This window comes from Cohnella faecalis (genome assembly GCF_003570905.1).
In the GTDB taxonomy this organism is placed as follows: Bacteria; Bacillota; Bacilli; order Paenibacillales; family Paenibacillaceae; genus Cohnella; species Cohnella faecalis.
The window spans coordinates 25,982-48,010 of the sequence record NZ_QXJM01000048.1 but is presented as its reverse complement, the minus strand read 5'-3'; the positions used below and the strand labels follow the sequence as shown (position 1 = coordinate 48,010).

Here is a 22,029-nt window from a genome sequence, read left to right as displayed (position 1 = left end):
AGGCCGAAGCGATGAATATCGACGTCAGCACCATTTTTCAAATCGCGGGCATCGGCATTATCGTGGCCATGATTCATACGGTGCTGAAGCAGATGGGCAAGGAGGACATGGCACATTGGGTGACGGTAATCGGATTCGTGGTCGTGTTGTTCATGGTCGTTCGTCTGCTTAACGACTTGTTCCAAGAAATCAAAACCATTTTCCTGTTCCAGTAGCGGAGGACGCCGATGGACATTCTCCAAATCGTCGGGATCGGCTTGCTGACGACAGTGCTCATTCTCGTTATCCGGGAACAGAAGCCGATGTTCGCTTTTTTGCTGGCGGCGTTTCTGGGCGTCGCGATCTTCTTGTCGCTCATCGGCAAAATCGACAATGTCGTATCCGTGCTGGAAGAGCTCGCCGATCGTTCGGGCATTCCGGCGGTCTACCTGAAGACGATGCTCAAAATTATCGGGATCGCGTACATAGCGGAGTTCGGCGCGCAAATCGTACGGGACGCCGGGATGGAGAGCATCGCATCCAAAATCGAATTTGCCGGTAAAATCCTGATCCTGGTCATGGCGGTGCCGATTATCAGCGTCATCATCGAAACGGTGCTGAACCTGCTGCCCGCTTGACTCCGAATTCGGGGAGCCGCGGGGGAGGGAGAGGGACGCGATGAGACGAGCGGGCGGATGGCGAAAATGGCTCGCGGTTCTGCCGCTGGCCGCGCTTCTTCTAACGGCGATCGGCTGGGTGCGGGGAGAGGCGGCTGCGGCTGCTCCGGATGCGCCGGCGGCGAGCTCGGACTTGTCGGGCGATTTGGCAAAGGAGCAGTCGAAGGATGTGGACGTCGGCGAAATCGAGAGCTACTGGAACGATTTGAAAAACCGGTACGGCGGCTATTTTCCCGAGGGCAAGCTGCCGGAGCTGAAGGAGCTAATGTTTCCGGAGGGCAAATCTTTCGGCTTCGGACAGGCATTGGGAGGGCTTTTCCGCTTTTTGCTGCATGAAGTGCTGTACAGCGGAAAGCTGCTCGTGACGATCGTTCTGCTCACCGTGTTCACCATGATTCTGGAAACGATGCAAAATGCGTTCGAACGCAACGCGGTCAGCAAGGTCGCCTACGCGATCGCCTACCTGGTGCTGCTCATACTGGCGGTGAACAGCTTTCGGACGGCTACGGCGTACGCAGGGGACGCGATAAGCAGCATGGTGCAGTTCATGCTGGCTATGGTGCCGCTCCTTCTCACGCTCATGGCTGCCAGCGGCGGAGTGACGTCGGTGGCGGTGCTGCATCCTCTAATCGTATTTATGATCCATACGATAGGGACGTTCATTCATCTGATCGTCTTCCCGCTCTTGTTTTTTTCAGCCGTGCTCCATTTGGTCAGTTCGGTGTCCGAACGATTCAAGGTGACGCAGCTTGCGAATTTGCTTCGCAACGTCGGAGTCGGGCTGCTGGGCGTGCTTCTCACCGTGTTTTTGGGCGTATTGTCCGTGCAAGGGGCGACGGGGGCGGTGACCGACGGGATCGCTTTGAGAACGGCGAAGTTCGTTACCGGCAATTTCGTTCCGGTCGTCGGCCGAATGTTCTCGGACGCCGCGGATACCGTCATGTCTGCCAGCCTGCTCGTCAAGAACGCGGTCGGCATTGCGGGAGTCGTCATGCTGCTCTTCCTGTGCGCTTTTCCGGCGATCAAAATATTGGCGCTCGCGCTTATTTTCAACATCTCGGGTGCGGTCATGCAGCCGCTCGGCGATTCTCCGATCGTTCAATGCTTGCAGACGATCGGCAAGACGCTTATCTACGTATTCGCGGCGCTCGCCTCGGTCGGACTAATGTTTTTTCTGGCGGTGACGATCATCCTGACCGCAGGCAACGCGACTCTGATGATTCGGTAGGGGGGATAGACCATGGGAATCATGGATGGGCTGTCCGGCTGGCTGAAGCAGATTATCGCCGTTGTGCTGCTGGCTTCCTTGGTCGATCTTCTGCTGCCGAATCGGACGATGCAGCGATATGTGCGGCTCGTAGCGGGCTTGTTCATCCTTCTTACGGTCATTACGCCGCTGCTAGGCTGGCTGAAAGGCGATTTCGGCGACCGATTGGCCGCAGGACTCTCTCAGGTGGAGGAAGCTCCGGGCGGCGCTCCCGACCAGCTGGCGATGATCGAACAAGAGGGCGCCAAGCTGAGAGACCGGCAAGCGAAGCAAACTTCCGAGCTCGTTACCGCCAGACTGGCCGAACAAATACGGGCGGATGTGGCGCAAAGCGAAGGCCGGCCGGTACGCAGCGTCGATATCAAAACGGATCGAAATGCGGACGGAGCTTGGCTGGTTAAGGAAGTCGCCATCGTGCTGGATGGAACGTCGCCGCAAGCGGACGGCCATTTGTCCGGAGAGGCCGATTCTTCAGGCGGAGCTATTGCGGATTCGGCCTCTTCCCCGGAAAAATCCGCTTCCCGGCCGATCGCCGACATTGCGCCGGTAGCGCCGGTAGACCCGGTCGAGGTGGATATCGCCGGAAGCGAGCGGCCGGACTCCTTCAGGCCGAAGAACGGTGCCGAGCCCGCGCTAGCAGAGCCGGATATTCAAGTCCGTACGCGCATCGCCGCGTTCGTCGCCGCTCGTTACGGCCTGCCGACGGACACGGTCGTCGTTACCGAGACGAACGCCCCAACCAAGTATTGAAGGGAGGTGTGCCATGGCCAAATGGCTGCAGAAGCTGGAGACGTTCATCGGCGGAGGACCCGGAGGAGCCCGCAGGGTGAGAGCGTTCCGGTGGCTCGTGCTCATCGGGCTCATTGGCGCCGCTCTTCTGCTCGCCGCTTCTTTGCTCAACGTCAAGACGGTCGATCCTTCCAAACAGCCCGACTATTCCCCTTATCGCGACGAGGATGTTCCGAAGCAGCAGGAAGCGTTCATAGGCGGGGGAGAATCGGGAAAAGACGATCCCTTCACTGATATTGAAGCCCAGCTTGAGACTCGGCTGAAGGAGATGCTGGAGACGATGGTCGGCGTCGGCTCGTCGGATGTCATGGTGACCGTCGAATCGACGGAAGAGACGGTCGTTCAACTTAACGAGAAGACGACATCCCAAATAACGGAGGAAACCGACCGCAACGGCGCCAAGCGACACATAACCGATGTGACTCGCGACGGCCAAGTCGTTCTCTACGAGGTATCGTCCGGCAGCAAGTCTCCGATTATCGTCAAAAAGCTAAAGCCGAAGGTGCGCGGAGTTATCATCGTCGCCAAAGGAGCGGAGAATGCCACCGTGCACCGTCTGATCGCCGAAGCGGTATCTCGCGGGCTCGACGTGCCGATTCACCGGATTTCCGTCGTCCCCCGTAAATCCTAGTCTTTTGATCCCAAACCCTATTTTAGGAGGAATGAAACAATGAACAACAAACGGCAAACGATCTGGCTGGTGTCGATGCTGAGTCTTATGGTAATCCTTTCCGCTTATTATTTGTTCACGGAGGACGTGAGCCCTTCGCAGAACGCAAGCGGGACGAAGAGCCAAGCCGAGCAGACGGATGCGACCAAGACGTCCGGAACTACGGTGGACGGCGTCACGGTCACGGAAGTCGATTCGCAGGAGGGAACGGAGTCGACGGGAACGACGGCAGGCGGGGAGTCCGATGGCAAGGCCCAGGGGGAAGCGTCTGGGGCGGCGGCGACCGGGGACAGTACGGACGCTTCGCAAAAGAAAGACGAAGCCGTCATCAAAAAGCTGGGAAGCGAATATTTCGACAAGCTGCAAATGGAACAGAACGAAAGATTTTCCAAGCTGCATGAGCAATATTTGGCCGTCATTGCCGACACCAAGAGCAACACGCCGGAGGAAGCGACGATGGCGGCGGAAGAATCGATGCGTCTGGAGGATTTGGATGCGCGCATGACGAGCCTCGAAGATAAATTGCTGCTGGATTACGGCAATGCGGTCGTCACTCAGGACGAGAACAACTTCAGCGTTGTCGTGGAAGCCGAGAAGCTGGAGAAGAAACAAGCGGTTTCCATCGTTTCCTTGGCTCTCAAGGAGCTCAACGTAACGCCGGATCGGGTTACCGTCCAGTTCGTCGCTCCGCAATGATTCCGGCGAGCGAAGCCTCCCTCTCCGCCCATGGGCGGGCAGGGAGGCTCGTTCGTTCGCGGCTATTGGAAAATCGTTCAACCCATGGTAAAATCGGGACAAAAAACGCATGAAGTGATTCGATCGTGATTGGACGTACCGGAAACCCGACCTTGAACGAAAAGACGTTCGAACGGACGAGAGGATTGTCGGGACAAGACCGTATGACTCTGGAAGGCACCGTCAACAAAACGTTCATTACGCTGGCCGTGCTGCTGGGCGCCGCTTTCTGCGCGTGGGCTATGTATTTCGACGGACGGAACGTTATGCCGATTGCGGTCGGAGGGGCGATCGGAGGGCTTGTCCTATCGCTAATCATCAGCTTCAGACCGACGACCTCGCCTTATCTCGTTCCGATATACGCGGCGCTCGAAGGGCTGTTTATCGGGGCGCTGTCCGCACGCTATGAAGTCCAGTTCGAAGGAATTACGCTGCAAGCTTCGCTTCTGACGATCGGCGTGTTCATCGCTTTGCTGCTTGCCTACAAATCGCGGCTCATCCGGGCGACGGAAAACTTCAAGCTCGGCGTGTTCGCCGCCACGGCGGGAATCGCGATCGTCTACTTGCTTTCGTTCGTGCTTTCTTTTTTCGGAGTGAGCATTCCTTATCTTCATGACAGCAGCTGGCTCGGAATAGGAATTTCCCTTTTCATAGTCGTCATTGCGGCGCTTAATCTGGTGCTCGATTTCGATTTTATCGAGCAGGGCTCCCAGCAGGGCGCTCCCAAGTACATGGAATGGTACGGCGCTTTCGGATTAATGGTCACTCTGGTATGGCTTTATATCGAAATTCTTCGCCTGCTTTCGAAGCTTCGCAGCCGGGACTGAACGTAAGTCGCGAGCAGCCGATCTATGGACAAGAGATCCGTTAGCGGCCGCCGAAGCCGTCAAACGGAGTTGTTGCGGATCGTACGTCCGTAAGCAAGCGTTAAAAAAAAAGAAACTGCCGGGGGCAAATCCCCCGACAGTTTCTTTTACTTAGAAGTCGCCATTTTTTCGTTTCTTGGCAACGTTATAGACTATTCGTTCGTATTTAATCGTTCAACCAATGTGCATTGCCGCTTGAAACGAAGTCAGTTTCATGCCAATGGCTAGACTGTGGCAACACTTGTGATATAATAGTTCCGTTATGGGAACATAGTGGCCGTCCAACAGTCTATTCGGACAAGGACCCCGAATTCAAGGAGTGACCGACATTGTTCAAGCTTAGCGAAATCAAAGAATTGATTAAATTGGTTGACCAAACATCCGTACACGAATTGGAAATCGAAAACGAAGGAGCGAGACTTGCCATCCGCAAGCCGGGTCGCACGGAAGTCGTCAACGTACAGACCGCTGCTCCGATTGCCCATACATACGTACAGGCAGCTCCGGCCGCCGCAGCGCCAGCAGCCGTCGCCGCTCCGGCAACGGAAACGCCGTCTGCGGATTCGTCCAATCTGCACAAAATCGTATCGCCGATGGTCGGTACGTTCTACCGTTCGCCTTCTCCCGAGGCCCCTTCGTTCGTCAACATCGGAGATCGCGTATCGGACAAATCCGTCGTTTGCATTCTGGAAGCGATGAAACTGATGAATCCTTTGGAAGCCGAAGTAAAAGGCGAAATCGTCGATATTCTCGTCGAGAACGGCCAGCTCGTCGAATTCGGCCAACCGCTGTTCCTGGTCAAAACGGAATAATCGCCAAAGGAGGCTCTCCATCTTGAAATTCCATAAGATTTTGGTGGCTAACAGAGGCGAGATCGCCGTGCGCATTATTCGCGCATGCCGCGAGCTCGGCATCGCCACGGTAGCCGTCTATTCGGAAGCGGACCGGGAATCGCTCCACGTTCGTCTGGCAGACGAAGCTTATTGCATCGGGCCGACGGCTTCCAAAGACAGTTATTTGAACCTTACGAACATTATGAGCGTCGCCACTTTGACGGAATGCGACGCTATCCACCCCGGTTACGGGTTCCTATCCGAAAACGCCGATTTCGCCGACATCTGCGAAACGTGCAATATTACGTTCATCGGTCCTTCCGCAAGCGCGATTACCCGAATGGGCGACAAATCGGTTGCCAAGCAGACGATGAAGGAAGCCGACGTGCCGGTTATCCCCGGCTCCGACGGCCTGGTCGAAGATATCGAGGAAGCGGCGCTCGTCGCCCGCGAAATAGGCTATCCGGTCATCATCAAGGCGACGGCCGGAGGCGGCGGGCGCGGCATCCGGATCGCGGAAGACGAAGAGATGCTCGTCCGCGAGATCACGACTGCACAGCAAGAAGCCCAGAAAGCATTCGGCAACTCGGGCGTCTATCTGGAGAAGTTTTTGACGGGCATGAAGCACGTTGAAATCCAGATTATCGCCGACAAGCACGGCAACGTCTGCCATCTTGGCGAACGGGATTGCTCGGTGCAGCGCCGCCGCCAGAAGCTGGTCGAAGAGGCGCCTTGCCCGGTGCTGACCCCGGCGCTGCGGGAACGTATGGGGCAAGCGTCCGTCCGCGCGGCGCAAGCCGTTCAATATTCCGGAGCGGGAACGATCGAGTATTTGCTCGGCCCCGACGGGCAGTTCTACTTCATGGAGATGAATACCCGAATTCAAGTCGAGCACCCCGTTACCGAAATGATCACGGGCATCGACCTGATCAAGGAAATGATCGCCGTTGCGGAAGGCGAGCCGCTCTCCTTCGCGCAAGAAGACGTTAAGCTGAACGGCTGGGCGATCGAATGCCGCATTAACGCGGAAGATTCGGAACGCAACTTCATGCCTTCCCCGGGACGGATCGGCTTCTATTTGCCTCCGGGCGGACCGGGCGTTCGCGTCGACAGCGGCGCTTATCCGCAATATTTGATTTCTCCGCATTACGATTCGATGATCGCGAAGCTGATCGTATGGGCGCCGACCCGCGAAGAAGCGATTGCCAGAGCTAGACGCGCGCTGTCGGAGTTCATGATCGAAGGCGTAAAGACGACGATTCCGTTCCATCAGAAGCTGTTGAATCATCCGATCTTCGAGAGAGGCACCTTCGATATCAAATTTCTCGAGGAACACGATATCAACGATCCTTATGCGGACTCATCGGGCAACGAATTCGAGCTCTAAGGACATGTTTGTCATAATAATGCCCGAATGCTATAGTTATAGTAATGAAGGCGAGCACCCGAATCACCAGAGGATTCGGTATAGCGGAGGTGTAACTGCGCATGGAAACGTTGGCTCCGGACTATGAGAGGACGGACCTGGGAACCATCGAAATCGCTCCCGAGGTCATTGAAGTGATTGCGGGACTTGCGACGGTGGAAGTGGAAGGCGTGGCGGGTATGAGCGGAGGCATTTCCTCCGGCATAGCCGAGCTTCTTGGACGGAAGAACATGTCCAAGGGCGTTAAGGTCGAAGTAGGACAACGCGAAGCCGCCGTCGACGTCAACATTATCGTCCACTATGGCCGTCGTATACCGGAAATATCGGCCGAAATTCAACGCAACGTCAAGCAATCGATTCAGACGATGACAGGTCTGAACGTGGTGGAGGTCAACGTACATATTCACGACGTCCACTTCGGCAAGTCGAACGATAAGCCCGAAGAAGAAGAGACGCAGACGCGTGTCCGATAGCTAAGCCCCCGGTCTGCCGAAATACAGTCCTCTGATAAGGATATCCCGGAAGGGATTGCTTACGGGGGACTTTCGGCGGGTCGGGAACTTTTCGATTGAATAGGGAACCGGGAGGACAAGACGTTGATCAGAATGTTGGACAGGCTGCTTTTGTTTCTCTACAGCATCGCAATCGGCGCCGCTTCGGTTATCGCTATCGCAGCTGCCTGCGGGGCCTTTCAGACAAGCTTCCTGAAAAATGCGGTTTCGGATTTCACGGGAGAGTCCCGCTCTATCCAGGGTACCGTAATCGGAGTTGGCATCGTTCTATTTTTAGTAAGCCTTCGGTTTTTCATCGTATCCGTACGCCGCACGGGAGCGTCCGCTCCTACGATTAATCAGCGCACGGAGCACGGAGATATCCGGATTTCGGTCGAAACGGTCGAGAATCTCGCTCTCAAGGCCGCTTCCCGCACGAAGGGCGTCAAGGATTTACGCGCACGCGTTCGCATCGCGGAATCCGGCCTGGAAATTACGATCCGCGCATTCATCGAAGGGGAAGGCTCGATTCCTGCGATGTCCGAGGACATGCAGCGCACCGTCTCCCAGCAAATCGAAGAAGCGACGGGAATTCCCGTGGCCGAGGTGTCCGTCTTTATCGCCAACGTGACCCAGTCGCCGACTACTTTCAAGAGCCGCGTCGAATAGGGGGGATGACCGCCCATGTGGAAGATATGGTGGGACACGTACGGCGGCCGGGCGACCGGCGTCGCGGCGGGGCTTTTGTTCGCTCTCGTCTATTTGATCAGCGGCTTTTGGGACATGCTGTTTTGCGTGCTGATTATCGGCGTCTGTTACTGGTTCGGCAAACAGAAGGATGAGCGCGCAGGAGCGCTTCTTCCTTGGGATCGTCTGACGGAATGGGTAACGGATCGCTTTCCAAGATCGCGATAAACCTGTGAAACGTTCTTGCGGGCGGAACGGTGGAACCTTCCCAAGTTCCATCGTCTTGCGCGGGGACCGCTCATAGGTTTTTTTGTTTCCATACATCCCCATACTAGAGGGATAAGAACGGTATGTCGGTTTATCATCGGGAGGAACAATGAAGCGCAGACTGGCTAGGGAAATAACGGTACAAAGCTTGTACCAGATCGAGATGAACGGAGTTACGGGAGAGATCGCCGTCGACAACGTCATCGAAGACGCCCGTCAAGACAATGAGGTCGGAACCGAAGTGTCCGAGCTCGCGAGCATCGACGCGTTTACGCGCGGATTGGTGGAAGGCGTGGAATCGAACAAGGAAGAGATTGACAAGGCGCTGGCGGAGTATTTGACCGGCTGGCAGGTCGACAGACTGTCGCGAGTGGACCGGCAAATTTTGCGGCTGGCCGCTTATGAAATCATGTACTGCGACGACGTGCCCTCCAAAGTAGCGATCAACGAGGCCATCGAGGTCGCCAAGCATTTCGGAACCGAGGAATCCGGCAAATTCGTCAACGGCGTGCTCGGACGGATGGTTCGCGAGCGGGAAGCCAAACAGCGGAAGGAGACGGAGCAATGAGCGCACAAATTATTAACGGCAAACAAATATCGGAAACGATTCGAAGCGAAATACGCGCGGAAGTGGACAGGCTGAAGGAGAAGGGGCTCCGTCCGGGACTTGTCGTTATTCTCGTCGGCGAAGATCCGGCTTCCCAGGTGTACGTACGGAACAAAGCAAAGGCTTGCGAAGATCTCGGCTTTTATTCCGAAGTGGTGCGGATTCCCGCCGATACGACGCAAGACCAGCTTCTCGCTCTCATCGACAAATATAATGCCGATGCCGCCATTCACGGAATATTGGTGCAGCTGCCTCTGCCCAAGCATATTCACGAAAAAGCGGTCATCGACGCGATTGCGGTTGCCAAAGACGTCGACGGCTTCCATCCGATCAGCGTAGGCAATCTGATGATCGGCGACGACGCGCTGCTTCCATGCACTCCTTCCGGCTGCGTCGAGCTGTTGAAACGGACGGGCAATTCGCCGGCAGGCAAGCACGTTGTCGTCATAGGACGCAGCAACATCGTGGGCAAACCGGTATCGATGCTGCTTCTTCGCGAAAATGCGACGGTGACGATGTGCCATTCGAAGACGCCTAATTTGCCGGAGATGGCTCGTCAAGCCGACATTCTCGTCGTGGCGGTCGGCGTGGCCAAGCTCGTCAAGCACGATTGGGTTAAGCCTGGCGCGGTCGTTATCGACGTCGGCATGAACCGTCTTCCGGACGGCAAGCTGTGCGGCGACGTCGACTATGACGATGTCGCGGATACGGCAAGCTGGATTACGCCGGTTCCCGGCGGCGTCGGACCGATGACGATTACGATGCTCATGTCCAATACGCTCAAAGCGGCCAAAATCGCAAGCGGGCTGAACTAGCATGGACCAGACCCGAGTGCTTAGCATCCGGGACGTCAACCGCTACATCAAGATGAAGCTGGAGGGCGACCCGAAGCTGCAGGACATTTGGCTTCGCGGCGAAATTTCCAACTTTACCCGCCATTCGAGCGGTCATATGTACTTCACGCTCAAGGACGAAAGCGGTCGACTCAAAAGCATTATGTTCGCCTCCTATAATCAGCGCCTTCCGTTCGCTCCCAAGGATGGAATGAAGGTTCTGGCGCGTGGAGGCGTCTCCGTCTACGAGAGAGACGGAGCCTACCAATTTTACGTAACGGCGATGCAGCCGGACGGCATCGGAAGCTTGTTTCTCGCATTCGAGCAGCTGAAAAAAAAGCTGGAGGGGGAAGGGCTTTTCGCTGAAGAGGCCAAGCGCCCCATTCCTCGCTTCCCTCGGGCGATCGGCGTCATCACATCGCCGACCGGCGCCGCCGTACGCGATATTCTCATTACGCTCGGTCGCCGTCAGCCATCCGTGCCGGTCATTCTTTATCCGGTATCGGTGCAAGGAACGGGGGCCGCTCCTTCGATCGTACGGGCCATCGAGACGATGAACCGGCTAGCCGAAGCGGACGTGCTTATCGTCGGACGCGGAGGAGGATCTCTCGAAGAGCTGTGGGCGTTCAACGAAGAAGCCGTAGCGCGGGCGATACGCGGTTCGACGATTCCCGTCATATCGGCCGTCGGTCACGAGACGGATTTCACCATAGCCGATTTCGTCTCCGACCTTCGAGCGGCTACGCCGACAGCGGCGGCGGAGCTGGCCGTTCCGCACATAGCCGAGCTGAAGCAAGGCATTGTGCATATGCGGCAGCGCATGGTCAAATCCTTGCATTTGCTCGTCGGCAAATCCCGCGAACGATGGCGCCATGCGGCGCGATCCCCTTATTTTACGCAGCCGAGAAGGACGCTGCTCGCCCAATCGGAGCGTCTTGACCGCCTTCGGGATCGCCTCGTGTTTCGTTCGCAAGCGCAAGCCGGGAGGGCGAAGGAAAGATTGGCCCGCCTCGAAGGCCGTCTCGCCGCTTCCAGCCCGATGGAGCAAGCCGCTTTCGCACGCAAGAGAGCGGTCTCGGCGGAGCGCGCGCTCAGGCAATCGATGGGCGTCGCGATCAAGCAATCGCAAAGCAGCTTTGGCTCGCTCGTTCGGCAGCTTGACGCGCTAAGTCCGCTTAAAGTTATGGGCCGGGGCTACAGCCTTGTCTATAACGAGCAGGAAAAAGAACTTATTCGTTCGATCGGTGAAGTTCAGCCCGGCGATCTGATCCGAGTCCGTCTCGCCGACGGGCGATTGGACTGCCAAGTATGGGGCATTCAAGGGGAGGAAAAGCCGAATGGGTAAACGCAACGAAGATAGCCGCGAGTCATCCGCGGAAGAAGCCGCAAGCGTCAGCTTCGAGCAGGCAATGGAGCGGCTGGAGACGATCGTCGCCAAGCTCGAAAGCGGCGACGTCCCTCTGGAGACGGCAATCGAGCTGTTCCAGGAAGGAATGGCGTTGTCCAAGCTATGCGGCAACAAGCTGGAGCAGGTGGAACGCCGGATCGAGATGCTCGTCGAAGACGAAGCGGGCGTCTCGCGCAAGCCGTTCACTCCGTCGCGAGAAGACGCGGCCGGCGAATAAAGGGGAGCAGTGGGCAGCGTGACGACTTCATCATTGGACTTGCAAGCCTATTTGAAAAGGCAAAAAGATATCGTCGAGAAGGCGCTGGCAGACGCTCTTCCATCGGATTGGCGCATCCCGCAGCCTCTTCGGGAGGCCGCGGATTATTCTCTGCTGGCCGGAGGCAAAAGGCTGCGGCCGATCTTCGTGCTTGCCGCCGCCGACAGCGTAGGGGGGGAAGCGGCCTCGGCCCGCGCGTTGTCTTTCGCCGTTGCCGTCGAGATGATCCATACATATTCGCTCATTCATGACGATTTGCCGGCGATGGACAACGACGATTTTCGCCGAGGCAGGCCGACCAACCATAAAGTATATGGCGAGGCCATGGCCATTCTTGCGGGAGACGGCTTGCTTACGCACGCTTTCCATAAAGCGGCCGAAGCGGCGGAGCTGGGCGTTCCCGCCGAACGGGCGCTTGCCGTCGTTCGCGAATTGTCCCGCTTTGCCGGCGTTTCCGGCATGGTCGGCGGCCAAGCCGACGACATGCTTGGCGAGCAAGGCATCACTTCGCTCGAACAACTGGAGAACATCCATTTGCACAAGACGGCCGACCTCATCGCGTTCTCGCTTCGAGCGGGAGGGCATGCCGCCGAAGCTTCGGAGAGGCAGCTGGAAGCTCTTGGGCTGTTCGGACGGAACGTCGGGCTCGCTTTCCAAATTCAGGACGACATTCTCGACCTGATCGGAGACGAGACGAAGCTCGGCAAGCCGGTCAAGAGCGACGAACGGCAGGAAAAGGTGACCTATCCCTATTTGCTCGGATTGGACGAAAGCCGTTCCCGCGTTGCCAGGCTGACCGGAGAAGCGAAGGACGCACTCGCGGGTGCAAAGCTTGCCGATCCGAACAGACTTATGGAAATTGCGGACTACATCATGGCGCGCGATCATTAATGCGATACCCGCTTGAAGCCCGTTGAGACAGCTCAATGGGCTTTTTCTTCTTTTGAGATACCTTACGACGTTGTTCCGTTGGGCAACAATTTTCGAATGTGTTATACTACTGTAAAGAAACTACGCTATAGGCGCCTCTCCAGAAAGCGGGGAACAACCTTTGTTGCTTGAAAGAATCGACAGCCCGGCTGATCTGAAACGGCTGGCGACGAGCGATTTGCCGCAGCTCGCCGAAGAAATCCGGCATTTTCTAATCCAGAAGCTGTCCGCAACCGGCGGTCATCTCGCGCCGAACCTTGGCGTTGTCGAGCTGACGCTTGCCTTGCATTATTTTTACGACAGCCCTTCCGACAAGCTCATATTCGACGTTGGCCACCAAGCTTACGTTCATAAAATATTGACAGGCCGCAAAGGCCGGTTCGATACGCTGCGCCAAAAAGACGGGTTATGCGGCTTCGTGAAACGCAACGAGAGCGAGCATGACGTCTGGGAAGCGGGCCATAGCAGCACTTCGTTGTCCGCCGCGATGGGGATGGCTATCGCTCGTGATTTGAAGGGCGGCTCGAATCGCGTCATTGCCATTATCGGCGACGGCGCGTTGACCGGCGGCATGGCGCTGGAAGCGCTCAACCACATCGGCCACGAGAAGAGCAAGCTGACCGTCATACTGAACGACAATGAAATGTCGATCGCTCCGAACGTGGGCGCTCTGCACAACTACTTGGGCAAGGTTCGTTCCGACAAAACGTACCGCAAAGCCAAGGACGAGCTCGACTGGCTGCTGCGCAAAGTTCCCGCCATAGGCGGCAAGCTGGCGAAGACGGCCGAGCGCGTGAAGGACAGCTTGAAATATATGATCACTCCGGACGGCATGCTGTTCGAGGAGTTCGGTCTCCACTATATCGGTCCTGTGGACGGCCACGACGTGAACAAGCTGCTGGAAACGCTCAAGCATGCCGAAAGCGTGCAGGGCCCCGTGCTCGTACACGTTTTGACGACGAAGGGGAAAGGCTATTCTCCCGCGGAAGCGGATTCCCACAAATGGCATGGAGGCGGCCCCTACAAGATCGAATCGGGGCAAATGCTGAAGCCGGTCGGACCGCCGATGTATACGGAAGTGTTCGGCAACGTTCTGATCGAGCTGGCGGAAAAGGACGAGCGAATCGTGGCGGTTACTCCTGCGATGCCGGGAGGCTCCGGCTTGCTGCCGTTCGCGGAACGGTTTCCCAACCGAATGTTCGACGTCGGCATCGCCGAGCAGCATGCGGCGACGATGTCGTCCGCCCTTGCGATGGAAGGGATGAAGCCGGTATTCGCCGTCTATTCCACTTTCTTGCAGCGGGCCTACGATCAAGTCGTCCACGATATTTGCCGGCAAAATTTGAACGTCATTTTCGCCATCGACCGCGCAGGCTTCGTAGGAGCCGACGGGGAGACTCATCACGGCGTCTACGATATCGCATTTTTGCGCCATATCCCGAACATCGTTCTTATGATGCCTAAGGATGAGAACGAGCTGCGCAACATGATGAAGACGGCTGTCGATTACAACGACGGTCCGATCGCGATCCGCTACCCCAGAGTTCAAGGAACGGGCGTCGCCTTCGATGCCGAGCCGACGCCGATTCCGCTCGGCACGTGGGAGACGGTTCGAGAAGGGGACTACGCGGCCATTATCGCCATCGGCCCGATGGTTCAGGCAGCGGAAGAAGCGGCGGAGCTGCTTAAGAGGGAAGGCTTGAACGTTCGCGTTATTAACGCCCGGTTCATTAAGCCTCTCGACGAAGCGATGCTGTCTTCCCTTGCCAAAGAGCGGCTTCCGCTTCTCGTTCTGGAGGAGGGCTCGACGCTCGGCGGTCTCGGCAGCTCGATCCTGGAGTATTACGCGCTTAACGGCATTTTCGGGATGACCGTCCGTCTGGCCGGCGTGCCGGATCATTTTGTGGAGCATGCGTCCGTGAAGGAGCAGCGCGCAGAAGCGGGGCTTACGCCGGATGCCGTCGCCCAACAAATTCGGGAGACGGTCGTTCGCAAGCGGCAGCACGCCACATGACGGCAGCAGCTAAAGAGAGGCTCGATGTGCTGCTCGTTGAGCAAGGATATTTTGAAAGCCGGGAAAAGGCGAAGGCGACGATTATGGCGGGCCTCGTCTTCGTAGGAACCGAACGCGTCGACAAAGCGGGGACGAAGGTGCCCAGAGACTCGGCCATCACAGTGAAGGGCGCTCCGCACCCATACGTCAGCAGGGGCGGACTGAAGCTCGAAAAAGCGATCAAATCGTTCGGCATCGAGCTGGACGGAGCGATTATGCTTGATATCGGGGCTTCCACAGGAGGCTTCACCGATTGCGCGCTGCAGAACGGGGCCTCGTTCGTCTACGCGATCGACGTCGGCTACAACCAATTGGATTGGTCGCTGCGGCAAGACGAGCGGGTTCTGGTCATGGAGCGGACGAATTTCCGCCATATGACGCCGGAGCAGCTGCCGGGTCCTCGTCCGGGATTTGCCTCCATTGACGTTTCCTTTATTTCGCTCAAGCTTATTTTGCCGGCATTGACCGGTCTGCTTGAGCCGAACGGACGCGTGGTCGCGCTGATCAAGCCGCAGTTCGAAGCGGGCCGCGAGCAGGTCGGCAAGTCAGGCGTTGTACGCGATTCGTCCGTACACGCATCGGTGCTGCGGGAAGTGCTCGATGCGGCCGAGGGACTAGGATTTGAGCTTCTCGGGCTGACGTATTCCCCCATTACGGGCGGCGAGGGGAACATCGAGTTTTTGGCATACTGGGAATTCCCTCCTGCGAGGACAGACGGGGATGCGCGGCCTCCCGTCTCGCATGCCCAGCTCATTCGAGACGTTGTCGGGCAGTCCGCCGGCGCTTTTCGATAATTCGCTTACGTACCCTATGTGATTCATACTCAATACCGGAATGGTCCGGAGCTGCCGAAGAACGGCCGGAGATGAGTTCCGGTATTCGCGGGCAGCTCTTTTTTGCGTCCGAAAACAAAAGAGGAATTTCGATTCCGCAACGCGAAGGTTATGTAGGCTGCGGCAAACGACAGAGCATCCGGAACAGGCAACCGACGGCAGCTTCGAGGAGGTTACCTGGGTGGAGCGTTTCGGAGATTGGCTGCTTATGCTCGTCGCGGCGGGGTTCATGATCGGATGGGTGTTGTGGCGCTTAAGAAGATGGCTGCACGATCCGCCGGGGGCGAAGCTGCGAGGGCTCGCCAGAGCGGGGGGAATCGAAGTCGAGGATAACGACGCGGTCGCGCTGCTGGAGGAGCACGGCTATGAGGTGCTTTCCGGCAAGCACCGAATTCCGCTGGGGGTCGTGCTGGATGACGGCCCGCCTCAGCCGACCCGGCTATATTTTGATTATTTGGCATCCAAGGAAGACAAATATTATTTGGTCAAGCTCGAACGAGCCCGGCAGCCTACCGATTGGACGGCCAGCGGGCTGCGCGAACGGCTGCTCGTGTACCAGCTATTGTTCCCGGATTGCGACGGAATCGTCGTAGCGAATCCGAATGAACGGCAAGTCCGTAAAGTTCGATTTCAGGTAGAGGATGGCGAGACATGAAGGGTCAACGACAACGGAAAATAAGGGAATTGATCGGCTCCAAGGAAATCGAGACGCAAGAGGAATTGGTGGAAGAGCTCGGAGTAGGCGGCTTCGATGTTACCCAGGCTACCGTATCGCGTGATATCAAGGAGCTTCAATTGATCAAAGTGCCGCTCGAAGACGGCCGATACAAATACTCGTTGCCGCAGGATCAGCGCTTCAATCCCGCCAGCAAGCTGAAGCGGGCTCTTCACGATCATTTCGTCAGCGCAGAGGCAGCCGAAAATCTCGTCGTGCTCAAATGCTTGCCCGGCACCGCAGGCACTATTTCGGCTCTAATCGACGGAATGGATTGGCCCGAAGTGGTCGGCACAATCGGCGGCGACGATACGACGCTGCTCGTCTCCCGAACCAAAGAGCAGGGTCAGCAAGTGGTTGGGCGCATTCACGATATGCTTAAGTAAGCTTGGCATACCATACCGTCTTCAGTATAAGGAGGCTCTTTATGCTTCGGGAATTGTCCATACGCAATTTGGCTGTCATCGAGAACGTGTCCGTCTCGTTCCATCGCGGGTTTCATGTATTGACGGGGGAGACCGGCACGGGGAAGTCGATTGTGATCGATGCTCTGGCGCTTGCCGCCGGAGGGCGAGGCTCGGCGGATATGATACGCCATGGCGAAGCCAAAGCCGATATCGAGGCGGTGTTCGATTTGTCTGCCGGCCATCCCGTCTGGGAAGTGCTGGAGCGGCTCGGCATCGAAGCCGATTCCGAAGAGTCTTTGCTTGTCAGGCGCGAGCTGATTTCGCAAGGCAAGTCTTCGGCGCGCATTAACGGGCAAAACGTAACGTTGTCGATGCTTCGGGAAGTCGGAGAGCATCTGGTCAATATTCATGGACAGCATGAGCATCAATCGCTGCTCAGAACCGACCGCCATCTGGAATGGCTGGATCAGTTTTCCGGAGAAGCGATTATTCCGCATAAAGCGGCCTACAAAGAAAAATTCCGGCGCTATCAGGAAGTAAGCAGGGAGCGCCGCGAGCTGGAGGACAAATCGAGGCAAGGGATGCAAATGCTCGATTTATACCGGTTCCAGCTTGAAGAGATCGAAGGCGCCAAGCTGAAAATCGGAGAAGACGAATCGCTGGCCGAGGAGAGACGAAAGCTGACGCACGCGGAGAAGCTGTCGGACGCCGTCTCGGAGTCGTACGACCTGCTCTACGGCTCCAAAGGGCTTGCGGCGCTGTCCCGGGCGCTTAACCGCCTTCAGGATATCGTGAAGGTCGATCCCGCGAAGCTGGCGCCTCTCGTCGAGCAGCTGCAATCGGCTTATTACGGCGTAGAGGATACGGCTTATCAGCTGCGCGATTACCGCGATACGATTGAATTCAATCCGCAGCGGCTTAGCCGGATCGAGGAACGGTTGGACTTGCTGTACGGGCTAAAGCGCAAATATGGCGAGACGGTCGAGGACATTTTGGCATACGAGCGAAAAATTCGGGAAGAAGCCGATCGGCTTGAGAACCGGGACGACAGGGTGCGCGTGCTTGCCGAGGAAGAGCATGCACTGGAGCAGGAGCTCGTCATGCAGGCCGAAAAGCTGTCTGCGATCCGAAGAGAAGCTTCCCGGACTCTTGCCAAGCAGATCGAGCAGGAGCTTGCGGATTTGCAGATGGGACGTTCCGTATTCGAGGTAAAGCTCGTTGAGGGCGTTCTTACGTCCACCGGAAGCGACAACGCTGAGTTTTTGCTGTCCACCAACCCGGGCGAACCGCCGAAACCGTTGGGAAAAATCGCTTCCGGCGGGGAAATGTCGAGGGTCATGCTTGCTCTCAAAGCGATATTTGCGCGAATCGACCGCATTCCGGTGCTTGTGTTCGACGAAGTGGATACCGGTGTCAGCGGCCGGGCGGCTCAAGCTATTGCGGACAAGCTGTCGCTGTTGTCCCGTCATTGCCAAGTTTTTGCCATTACCCATTTGCCGCAAGTCGCATGCATGGCCGATCATCAATTCGAAATTCGCAAAGACGTTACCGAAGAAGGCCGCACGGTTACTTCCGTGAACGAGCTGCCCGCCGAAGATCGGGTCGAGGAGCTTGCCCGAATGCTCGGAGGAGTGGAAGTAACGGAAAAAACAAGGCATCACGCACAAGAAATGCTGACGCTCGCCAAGGAACGAAAAAACGCATCCTGACGCGGAATAACGACTTGTCTAGGAAGCTTTTCGGCAACATAAAAGATGGGGGTCGCGGTTACCTTATAAGTACGCCATCGACGGTTGCATTTGCCGTCGGTCAAGACTGTAAGGGAGCGTGAGACCTTGTACCAGAAGCCCATGAAACGCCGCCTTATCGGTTTGGTTGCCGTACTTATCCTCGCCGTTATCGTCAGTTCCGCCCCGATACGCCATTTCGCATCGTTTCCGAGCACCCTTCGCATGTTTCAAGGACAAGCCGTTCATTTGGACTACGCCATGCCGGTTCATGCGGAGGGAAGCTTGAATTCGGACGTAGCGACCGTTAACGGCAGCAGCATGGGAACGTTTCCCATAAACCTTAACAAGCCTTTATCCATTCAACCGAAACGCAGCGGCGTATCGGAATTGAAGCTGAAGCTGTTCGGCAAAATCCCATTCAAAACGGTGAAGCTTCAAGTCGTTCCGGATTTGCGCGTTATTCCGGGCGGTCAGACGATCGGAGTCAAAGTGAAATCCGCGGGCATTATGGTTGTAGGACATCACCTCGTGGAGACGGCGCCGAATACGAAAATTTCGCCCGGAGAGGAAGCCAGGCTCAAACTTGGGGATCTTATCGTAGAGATTAACGGCAAGCCGTTGAACGACGTATCCAAAGTTGCCGGCATCGCCAGCGAAGCGGGACAAAGCGGCAAGTCGCTTGCTCTTCTCGTCCAACGGGGCAAGGAAAAGTTCCACACGACACTCAAGCCTGCTTACGACCAGGAAGACAAGGCGTGGCGTCTCGGACTGTACATTCGCGACTCGGCGGCCGGCGTAGGCACATTGACGTTCTACGCTCCTGATCAAGGCGTATACGGCGCTCTAGGGCACGTCATCACGGATATGGACACCCAGACGCCTATTGTGGTCGGCAGCGGGGAAATTTTGCAATCGAAGGTGACGTCCATTTCGAAAAGCCAAAATGGGGAGCCGGGAGAAAAAAGAGCCATTTTCGTAAAGGAAGGCCGTACGTTAGGCAACGTCGAACGCAATACTCCTTTCGGCATTTTCGGTAAAATGAGCGAAATGCCCGGACATGCGTATCATGCGGAACCGATGCCTGTCGCATTCGCGGAGGAAGTGAAGGAAGGGCCTGCGGAAATATTGACGGTCGTAGGCGGTCAGACGGTGGAAAGGTTCGCCATTGAAATCGTTCACGTAAGCAAGCAGGCTAAGCCGGCAACGAAAGGCATGGTTATTCGGGTGACCGATCCGAAGCTTCTGGAGCAAACCGGGGGAATCGTGCAAGGAATGAGCGGAAGTCCGATTTTGCAAAACGGAAAATTGGTTGGAGCGGTCACTCACGTGTTCGTGAACGATCCGACTTCGGGTTACGGGTGTTATATCGAGTGGATGCTGCAGGACGCCGATATTATGCTTAGTCCGGAACAGGAGACATCTAAGGCTGTTTGACGCCTTAGATTTTTCTGTTGGTCTAATTCCGAACGTTTGTCGAATGAAAACGAAAAAACTCATGTTATGACGTTAAATTATTAATTATATGCCATTGGATAAAAAAAATAAAGAAATAAAATTTATTGAAGAAGGAATTAAATTTGAAATGTCGAATCGGTAAACTCAAGAGAAACGTGAGCGTTACTCGAACATCATCTTATACGAATAGAGGGAGGCACCAGACATTGCCACGGATCGAAGTATTTCTTGCAGACGACAATCGTGAATTCACCAACTTGCTATCCGAGTATATCCAAGAACAGGATGACATGACGGTCATTGGAGTAGCCTACAACGGAGAAGAGGTCATTCGTCAACTGGAAGAAACGCGGCGAGTGCCGGATGTCATGATCCTCGACATTATTATGCCGCACCTGGACGGTCTTGGCGTACTCGAGAAACTTCGGGATATGAATTTGTCCCCTATGCCCAAAATTATTATGCTGACGGCTTTCGGCCAAGAGAACATTACCCAAAGAGCGGTGCAGCTCGGTGCCTCTTACTACATATTGAAGCCGTTCGACATGGACGTTCTGGCTAATCGAATCCGTCAGTTGGCCGGCAATAATGCGGCTGCATCCATTTCGTCTTCTTCCTCGGTAAATTCCGTAAGCGGCTTGCGTTCGAATATCGTGCCGCTCGGCAAGCCGAAAAATCTCGACGCGAACATAACGAGCATCATTCATGAAATCGGCGTTCCCGCCCATATTAAAGGGTATCAGTATTTACGCGAAGCGATTACGATGGTGTACAACAACATCGAAATTCTCGGAGCGATCACAAAGACACTTTACCCGGCTATCGCCGAAAAATTCAAAACGACGCCATCCCGCGTCGAGCGCGCTATCCGTCACGCCATCGAAGTCGCATGGACGCGCGGCAACATCGACAGCATCAGCCACCTGTTCGGCTATACGATCAACATCGCTAAGAGCAAGCCTACGAACTCGGAATTCATCGCCATGGTCGCCGACAAATTAAGGATCGAGCACAAAGTCAGCTAGAAACGGGGCGAAGTAGTGATGGGATAAGGTTTATCGGATTTTGGAATCGATTTACAGCCAGTAATTATGGCGGTAAATATCCGAAAAGGACGTTTCTATACCGATAAACTTCTGGATGATAATTCAACGAACATCGCTTATTTATTGGTTTCCACAAAAACCAATAAAGGAGCGGTGTTTTTATTATGACAGGGTTGGAATTTCAATTGGACAGCTTCATGCTGTACTGCTCGTCCAAGAACTTGAGCCGGAAGACATATCGGGGCATATCAGGCAATACATCAAATATCTTCGCGAACGTGGTAAATACACGGTTGTAAACAAAGAAGAATCAAAGGGCAAAAATCACCTTGAAAGCAGGAATGACTTCAAGAAAGAAGTCAGCATGACTACGATAGCGAATTACATCAGGAACATCAAAGTATTTTTCAACTTTTTGTATCAGGTGGAGCGGGAGATTCCTAAGAATCCGGTTGAGAACATCGAAAACCCGAAAGTCGAACGAAAAGTCAAGAAGACACTGACACCCGAGGAAATCAAGAGGGGCATAAATCAGTTTGAACGGGAAACGTTTCACGGTTATCGGATTTACGTGATTCCCATTCCCCGGATTTTCTATTGGAATGTAGCGCGGCGGCTTCTGGAAAACGCTAGAAGGCATGTACGGCTTGCTTTAGAGTACAGTAGAGAAATACACTGCCCGAGCGTCGCAAGGTCATACAAAGGGAAATAGAAGCCTTACGAGCGGACAGAGAAGCCCTGATAAGCCAGTATGCGGCGCGAGAAGGTGTTGCAAATGCAGAATGATTTTTCTTCTATCGCGTCCGATTACGAGCGCGTAGTCAGCAAGTTCGACAAGCTGACGATTCAAGCACGATCATGCGAAGCCATTATAGATATGGTCATACAGGAGCTTGTCGTTCGGGGGCATGAATACGACTTCTTTATGATGGAAGACCTTCTAAATGCTTTACAGCGCGTGCAGGAAGACGTTCTAGTCGAGCTATCGCAGGCTGCCTTTTCGACGGACGGCTCTTTTATTAGCACGGGCTTGTAGGGTCTATTATTAAGATTTTTTTCTCATGGCGGG

Annotated in this window: 26 protein-coding genes; all 26 read left to right on the top strand. The window is 55.6% G+C overall.

Annotated features, from left to right (window positions below; all coding sequences use genetic code 11):
• Positions 1 to 11: 11 nt before the first annotated feature.
• The 26 genes from spoIIIAC to D3H35_RS26340 all read left to right on the top strand — a co-directional run bounded on the left by spoIIIAC (position 12) and on the right by D3H35_RS26340 (position 21,996).
• The gene (gene spoIIIAC / locus D3H35_RS26465) at positions 12 to 215 is read left to right on the top strand and encodes a stage III sporulation protein AC (RefSeq protein ID WP_019007235.1); all 204 of its coding nucleotides are present in this window, start codon (positions 12 to 14) and stop codon (positions 213 to 215) included.
• Positions 216 to 227: 12 nt separating this feature from the next.
• Positions 228 to 617: a stage III sporulation protein AD gene (gene spoIIIAD / locus D3H35_RS26460; protein ID WP_119152130.1), complete on the top strand. Its 390-nt coding sequence runs from the start codon at positions 228 to 230 to the stop codon at positions 615 to 617.
• Between the two features lie 40 nt (positions 618 to 657).
• On the top strand, positions 658 to 1,884 hold the full coding sequence (spoIIIAE, locus tag D3H35_RS26455; protein WP_119152129.1) for a stage III sporulation protein AE: 1,227 nt from the start codon (positions 658 to 660) through the stop codon (positions 1,882 to 1,884).
• 12 nt (positions 1,885 to 1,896) lie between these two features.
• Positions 1,897 to 2,673, top strand: coding sequence for a stage III sporulation protein AF (locus D3H35_RS26450; protein WP_119152128.1), 777 nt, complete (start codon positions 1,897 to 1,899; stop codon positions 2,671 to 2,673).
• 13 nt (positions 2,674 to 2,686) lie between these two features.
• Positions 2,687 to 3,343 (top strand): stage III sporulation protein AG, encoded by a 657-nt coding sequence (spoIIIAG, locus tag D3H35_RS26445; protein WP_119152127.1) that lies wholly within the window; start codon positions 2,687 to 2,689, stop codon positions 3,341 to 3,343.
• A gap of 39 nt (positions 3,344 to 3,382) precedes the next feature.
• The gene (locus tag D3H35_RS26440) at positions 3,383 to 4,078 is read left to right on the top strand and encodes a SpoIIIAH-like family protein (RefSeq protein ID WP_119152126.1); all 696 of its coding nucleotides are present in this window, start codon (positions 3,383 to 3,385) and stop codon (positions 4,076 to 4,078) included.
• Positions 4,079 to 4,203: 125 nt separating this feature from the next.
• A complete protein-coding gene (locus D3H35_RS26435; RefSeq protein ID WP_119152125.1) occupies positions 4,204 to 4,944 on the top strand; it encodes a Bax inhibitor-1/YccA family protein in 741 nt (246 codons plus the stop codon).
• A gap of 368 nt (positions 4,945 to 5,312) precedes the next feature.
• Positions 5,313 to 5,795, top strand: coding sequence for an acetyl-CoA carboxylase biotin carboxyl carrier protein (gene accB, locus D3H35_RS26430; RefSeq protein WP_119152124.1), 483 nt, complete (start codon positions 5,313 to 5,315; stop codon positions 5,793 to 5,795).
• A gap of 22 nt (positions 5,796 to 5,817) precedes the next feature.
• Positions 5,818 to 7,203 (top strand): acetyl-CoA carboxylase biotin carboxylase subunit, encoded by a 1,386-nt coding sequence (accC, locus tag D3H35_RS26425; RefSeq protein WP_119152123.1) that lies wholly within the window; start codon positions 5,818 to 5,820, stop codon positions 7,201 to 7,203.
• Positions 7,204 to 7,304: 101 nt separating this feature from the next.
• Positions 7,305 to 7,715, top strand: coding sequence for an Asp23/Gls24 family envelope stress response protein (locus tag D3H35_RS26420; RefSeq protein ID WP_119152122.1), 411 nt, complete (start codon positions 7,305 to 7,307; stop codon positions 7,713 to 7,715).
• A 123-nt stretch (positions 7,716 to 7,838) separates the two neighbouring features.
• Complete coding sequence (gene amaP / locus D3H35_RS26415; protein WP_119152121.1) at positions 7,839 to 8,402, top strand: alkaline shock response membrane anchor protein AmaP; 564 nt, start codon at positions 7,839 to 7,841, stop codon at positions 8,400 to 8,402.
• Positions 8,403 to 8,417: 15 nt separating this feature from the next.
• The gene (locus D3H35_RS26410; protein WP_119152120.1) at positions 8,418 to 8,648 is read left to right on the top strand and encodes a DUF2273 domain-containing protein; all 231 of its coding nucleotides are present in this window, start codon (positions 8,418 to 8,420) and stop codon (positions 8,646 to 8,648) included.
• Between the two features lie 148 nt (positions 8,649 to 8,796).
• On the top strand, positions 8,797 to 9,255 hold the full coding sequence (gene nusB / locus D3H35_RS26405; RefSeq protein WP_119152119.1) for a transcription antitermination factor NusB: 459 nt from the start codon (positions 8,797 to 8,799) through the stop codon (positions 9,253 to 9,255).
• Positions 9,252 to 10,109, top strand: coding sequence for a bifunctional methylenetetrahydrofolate dehydrogenase/methenyltetrahydrofolate cyclohydrolase FolD (gene folD, locus D3H35_RS26400; protein ID WP_119152118.1), 858 nt, complete (start codon positions 9,252 to 9,254; stop codon positions 10,107 to 10,109). Before nusB ends, folD begins: the two co-directional genes overlap by 4 nt.
• Position 10,110: 1 nt before the next feature.
• On the top strand, positions 10,111 to 11,472 hold the full coding sequence (gene xseA, locus D3H35_RS26395) for an exodeoxyribonuclease VII large subunit (protein ID WP_119152117.1): 1,362 nt from the start codon (positions 10,111 to 10,113) through the stop codon (positions 11,470 to 11,472).
• Complete coding sequence (gene xseB, locus D3H35_RS26390) at positions 11,465 to 11,752, top strand: exodeoxyribonuclease VII small subunit (RefSeq protein ID WP_119152116.1); 288 nt, start codon at positions 11,465 to 11,467, stop codon at positions 11,750 to 11,752. Before xseA ends, xseB begins: the two co-directional genes overlap by 8 nt.
• An 18-nt stretch (positions 11,753 to 11,770) precedes the next feature.
• Complete coding sequence (locus D3H35_RS26385) at positions 11,771 to 12,682, top strand: polyprenyl synthetase family protein (protein WP_119152230.1); 912 nt, start codon at positions 11,771 to 11,773, stop codon at positions 12,680 to 12,682.
• A 160-nt stretch (positions 12,683 to 12,842) separates the two neighbouring features.
• Positions 12,843 to 14,735: a 1-deoxy-D-xylulose-5-phosphate synthase gene (gene dxs / locus D3H35_RS26380; protein WP_119152115.1), complete on the top strand. Its 1,893-nt coding sequence runs from the start codon at positions 12,843 to 12,845 to the stop codon at positions 14,733 to 14,735.
• Positions 14,732 to 15,568, top strand: a complete 837-nt coding sequence (locus D3H35_RS26375; protein WP_119152114.1) for a TlyA family RNA methyltransferase — start codon at positions 14,732 to 14,734, stop codon at positions 15,566 to 15,568. The genes dxs and D3H35_RS26375 overlap by 4 nt, the downstream gene beginning before the upstream one ends.
• 220 nt (positions 15,569 to 15,788) lie before the next feature.
• The gene (locus D3H35_RS26370) at positions 15,789 to 16,262 is read left to right on the top strand and encodes a hypothetical protein (RefSeq protein ID WP_119152113.1); all 474 of its coding nucleotides are present in this window, start codon (positions 15,789 to 15,791) and stop codon (positions 16,260 to 16,262) included.
• A complete protein-coding gene (ahrC, locus tag D3H35_RS26365) occupies positions 16,259 to 16,708 on the top strand; it encodes a transcriptional regulator AhrC/ArgR (RefSeq protein ID WP_119152112.1) in 450 nt (149 codons plus the stop codon). The genes D3H35_RS26370 and ahrC overlap by 4 nt, the downstream gene beginning before the upstream one ends.
• Positions 16,709 to 16,749: 41 nt before the next feature.
• Complete coding sequence (gene recN / locus D3H35_RS26360) at positions 16,750 to 18,438, top strand: DNA repair protein RecN (RefSeq protein WP_119152111.1); 1,689 nt, start codon at positions 16,750 to 16,752, stop codon at positions 18,436 to 18,438.
• A 141-nt stretch (positions 18,439 to 18,579) separates the two neighbouring features.
• Entirely contained in the window at positions 18,580 to 19,893 is a 1,314-nt protein-coding gene (gene spoIVB, locus D3H35_RS26355) for a SpoIVB peptidase (RefSeq protein ID WP_119152229.1), read from the top strand.
• A 227-nt stretch (positions 19,894 to 20,120) separates the two neighbouring features.
• The gene (spo0A, locus tag D3H35_RS26350) at positions 20,121 to 20,939 is read left to right on the top strand and encodes a sporulation transcription factor Spo0A (RefSeq protein WP_119152110.1); all 819 of its coding nucleotides are present in this window, start codon (positions 20,121 to 20,123) and stop codon (positions 20,937 to 20,939) included.
• A 115-nt stretch (positions 20,940 to 21,054) separates the two neighbouring features.
• Entirely contained in the window at positions 21,055 to 21,672 is a 618-nt protein-coding gene (locus tag D3H35_RS26345) for a hypothetical protein (protein ID WP_119152109.1), read from the top strand.
• 63 nt (positions 21,673 to 21,735) lie between these two features.
• Positions 21,736 to 21,996 carry a hypothetical protein gene (locus tag D3H35_RS26340; protein ID WP_119152108.1) on the top strand — a complete coding sequence of 87 codons (261 nt, stop codon included), beginning with the start codon at positions 21,736 to 21,738 and terminating at the stop codon, positions 21,994 to 21,996.
• Positions 21,997 to 22,029: the final 33 nt, after the last annotated feature.

Excerpts from the sequence above, each read along its gene's own strand:
- spoIIIAC (WP_019007235.1), top strand. The coding sequence starts at position 12 with ATGAATATCGACGTCAGCACCATTTTTCAAATCGCGGGCATCGGCATT.
- spoIIIAD (WP_119152130.1), top strand. The coding sequence starts at position 228 with ATGGACATTCTCCAAATCGTCGGGATCGGCTTGCTGACGACAGTGCTC.
- spoIIIAE (WP_119152129.1), top strand. The coding sequence starts at position 658 with ATGAGACGAGCGGGCGGATGGCGAAAATGGCTCGCGGTTCTGCCGCTG.
- D3H35_RS26450 (WP_119152128.1), top strand. The coding sequence starts at position 1,897 with ATGGGAATCATGGATGGGCTGTCCGGCTGGCTGAAGCAGATTATCGCC.
- spoIIIAG (WP_119152127.1), top strand. The coding sequence starts at position 2,687 with ATGGCCAAATGGCTGCAGAAGCTGGAGACGTTCATCGGCGGAGGACCC.
- D3H35_RS26440 (WP_119152126.1), top strand. The coding sequence starts at position 3,383 with ATGAACAACAAACGGCAAACGATCTGGCTGGTGTCGATGCTGAGTCTT.
- D3H35_RS26420 (WP_119152122.1), top strand. The coding sequence starts at position 7,305 with ATGGAAACGTTGGCTCCGGACTATGAGAGGACGGACCTGGGAACCATC.
- D3H35_RS26410 (WP_119152120.1), top strand. The coding sequence starts at position 8,418 with ATGTGGAAGATATGGTGGGACACGTACGGCGGCCGGGCGACCGGCGTC.
- nusB (WP_119152119.1), top strand. The coding sequence starts at position 8,797 with ATGAAGCGCAGACTGGCTAGGGAAATAACGGTACAAAGCTTGTACCAG.
- folD (WP_119152118.1), top strand. The coding sequence starts at position 9,252 with ATGAGCGCACAAATTATTAACGGCAAACAAATATCGGAAACGATTCGA.
- xseA (WP_119152117.1), top strand. The coding sequence starts at position 10,111 with ATGGACCAGACCCGAGTGCTTAGCATCCGGGACGTCAACCGCTACATC.
- xseB (WP_119152116.1), top strand. The coding sequence starts at position 11,465 with ATGGGTAAACGCAACGAAGATAGCCGCGAGTCATCCGCGGAAGAAGCC.
- D3H35_RS26375 (WP_119152114.1), top strand. The coding sequence starts at position 14,732 with ATGACGGCAGCAGCTAAAGAGAGGCTCGATGTGCTGCTCGTTGAGCAA.
- ahrC (WP_119152112.1), top strand. The coding sequence starts at position 16,259 with ATGAAGGGTCAACGACAACGGAAAATAAGGGAATTGATCGGCTCCAAG.
- recN (WP_119152111.1), top strand. The coding sequence starts at position 16,750 with ATGCTTCGGGAATTGTCCATACGCAATTTGGCTGTCATCGAGAACGTG.
- spoIVB (WP_119152229.1), top strand. The coding sequence starts at position 18,580 with ATGAAACGCCGCCTTATCGGTTTGGTTGCCGTACTTATCCTCGCCGTT.
- D3H35_RS26345 (WP_119152109.1), top strand. The coding sequence starts at position 21,055 with ATGATAATTCAACGAACATCGCTTATTTATTGGTTTCCACAAAAACCA.
- D3H35_RS26340 (WP_119152108.1), top strand. The coding sequence starts at position 21,736 with ATGCAGAATGATTTTTCTTCTATCGCGTCCGATTACGAGCGCGTAGTC.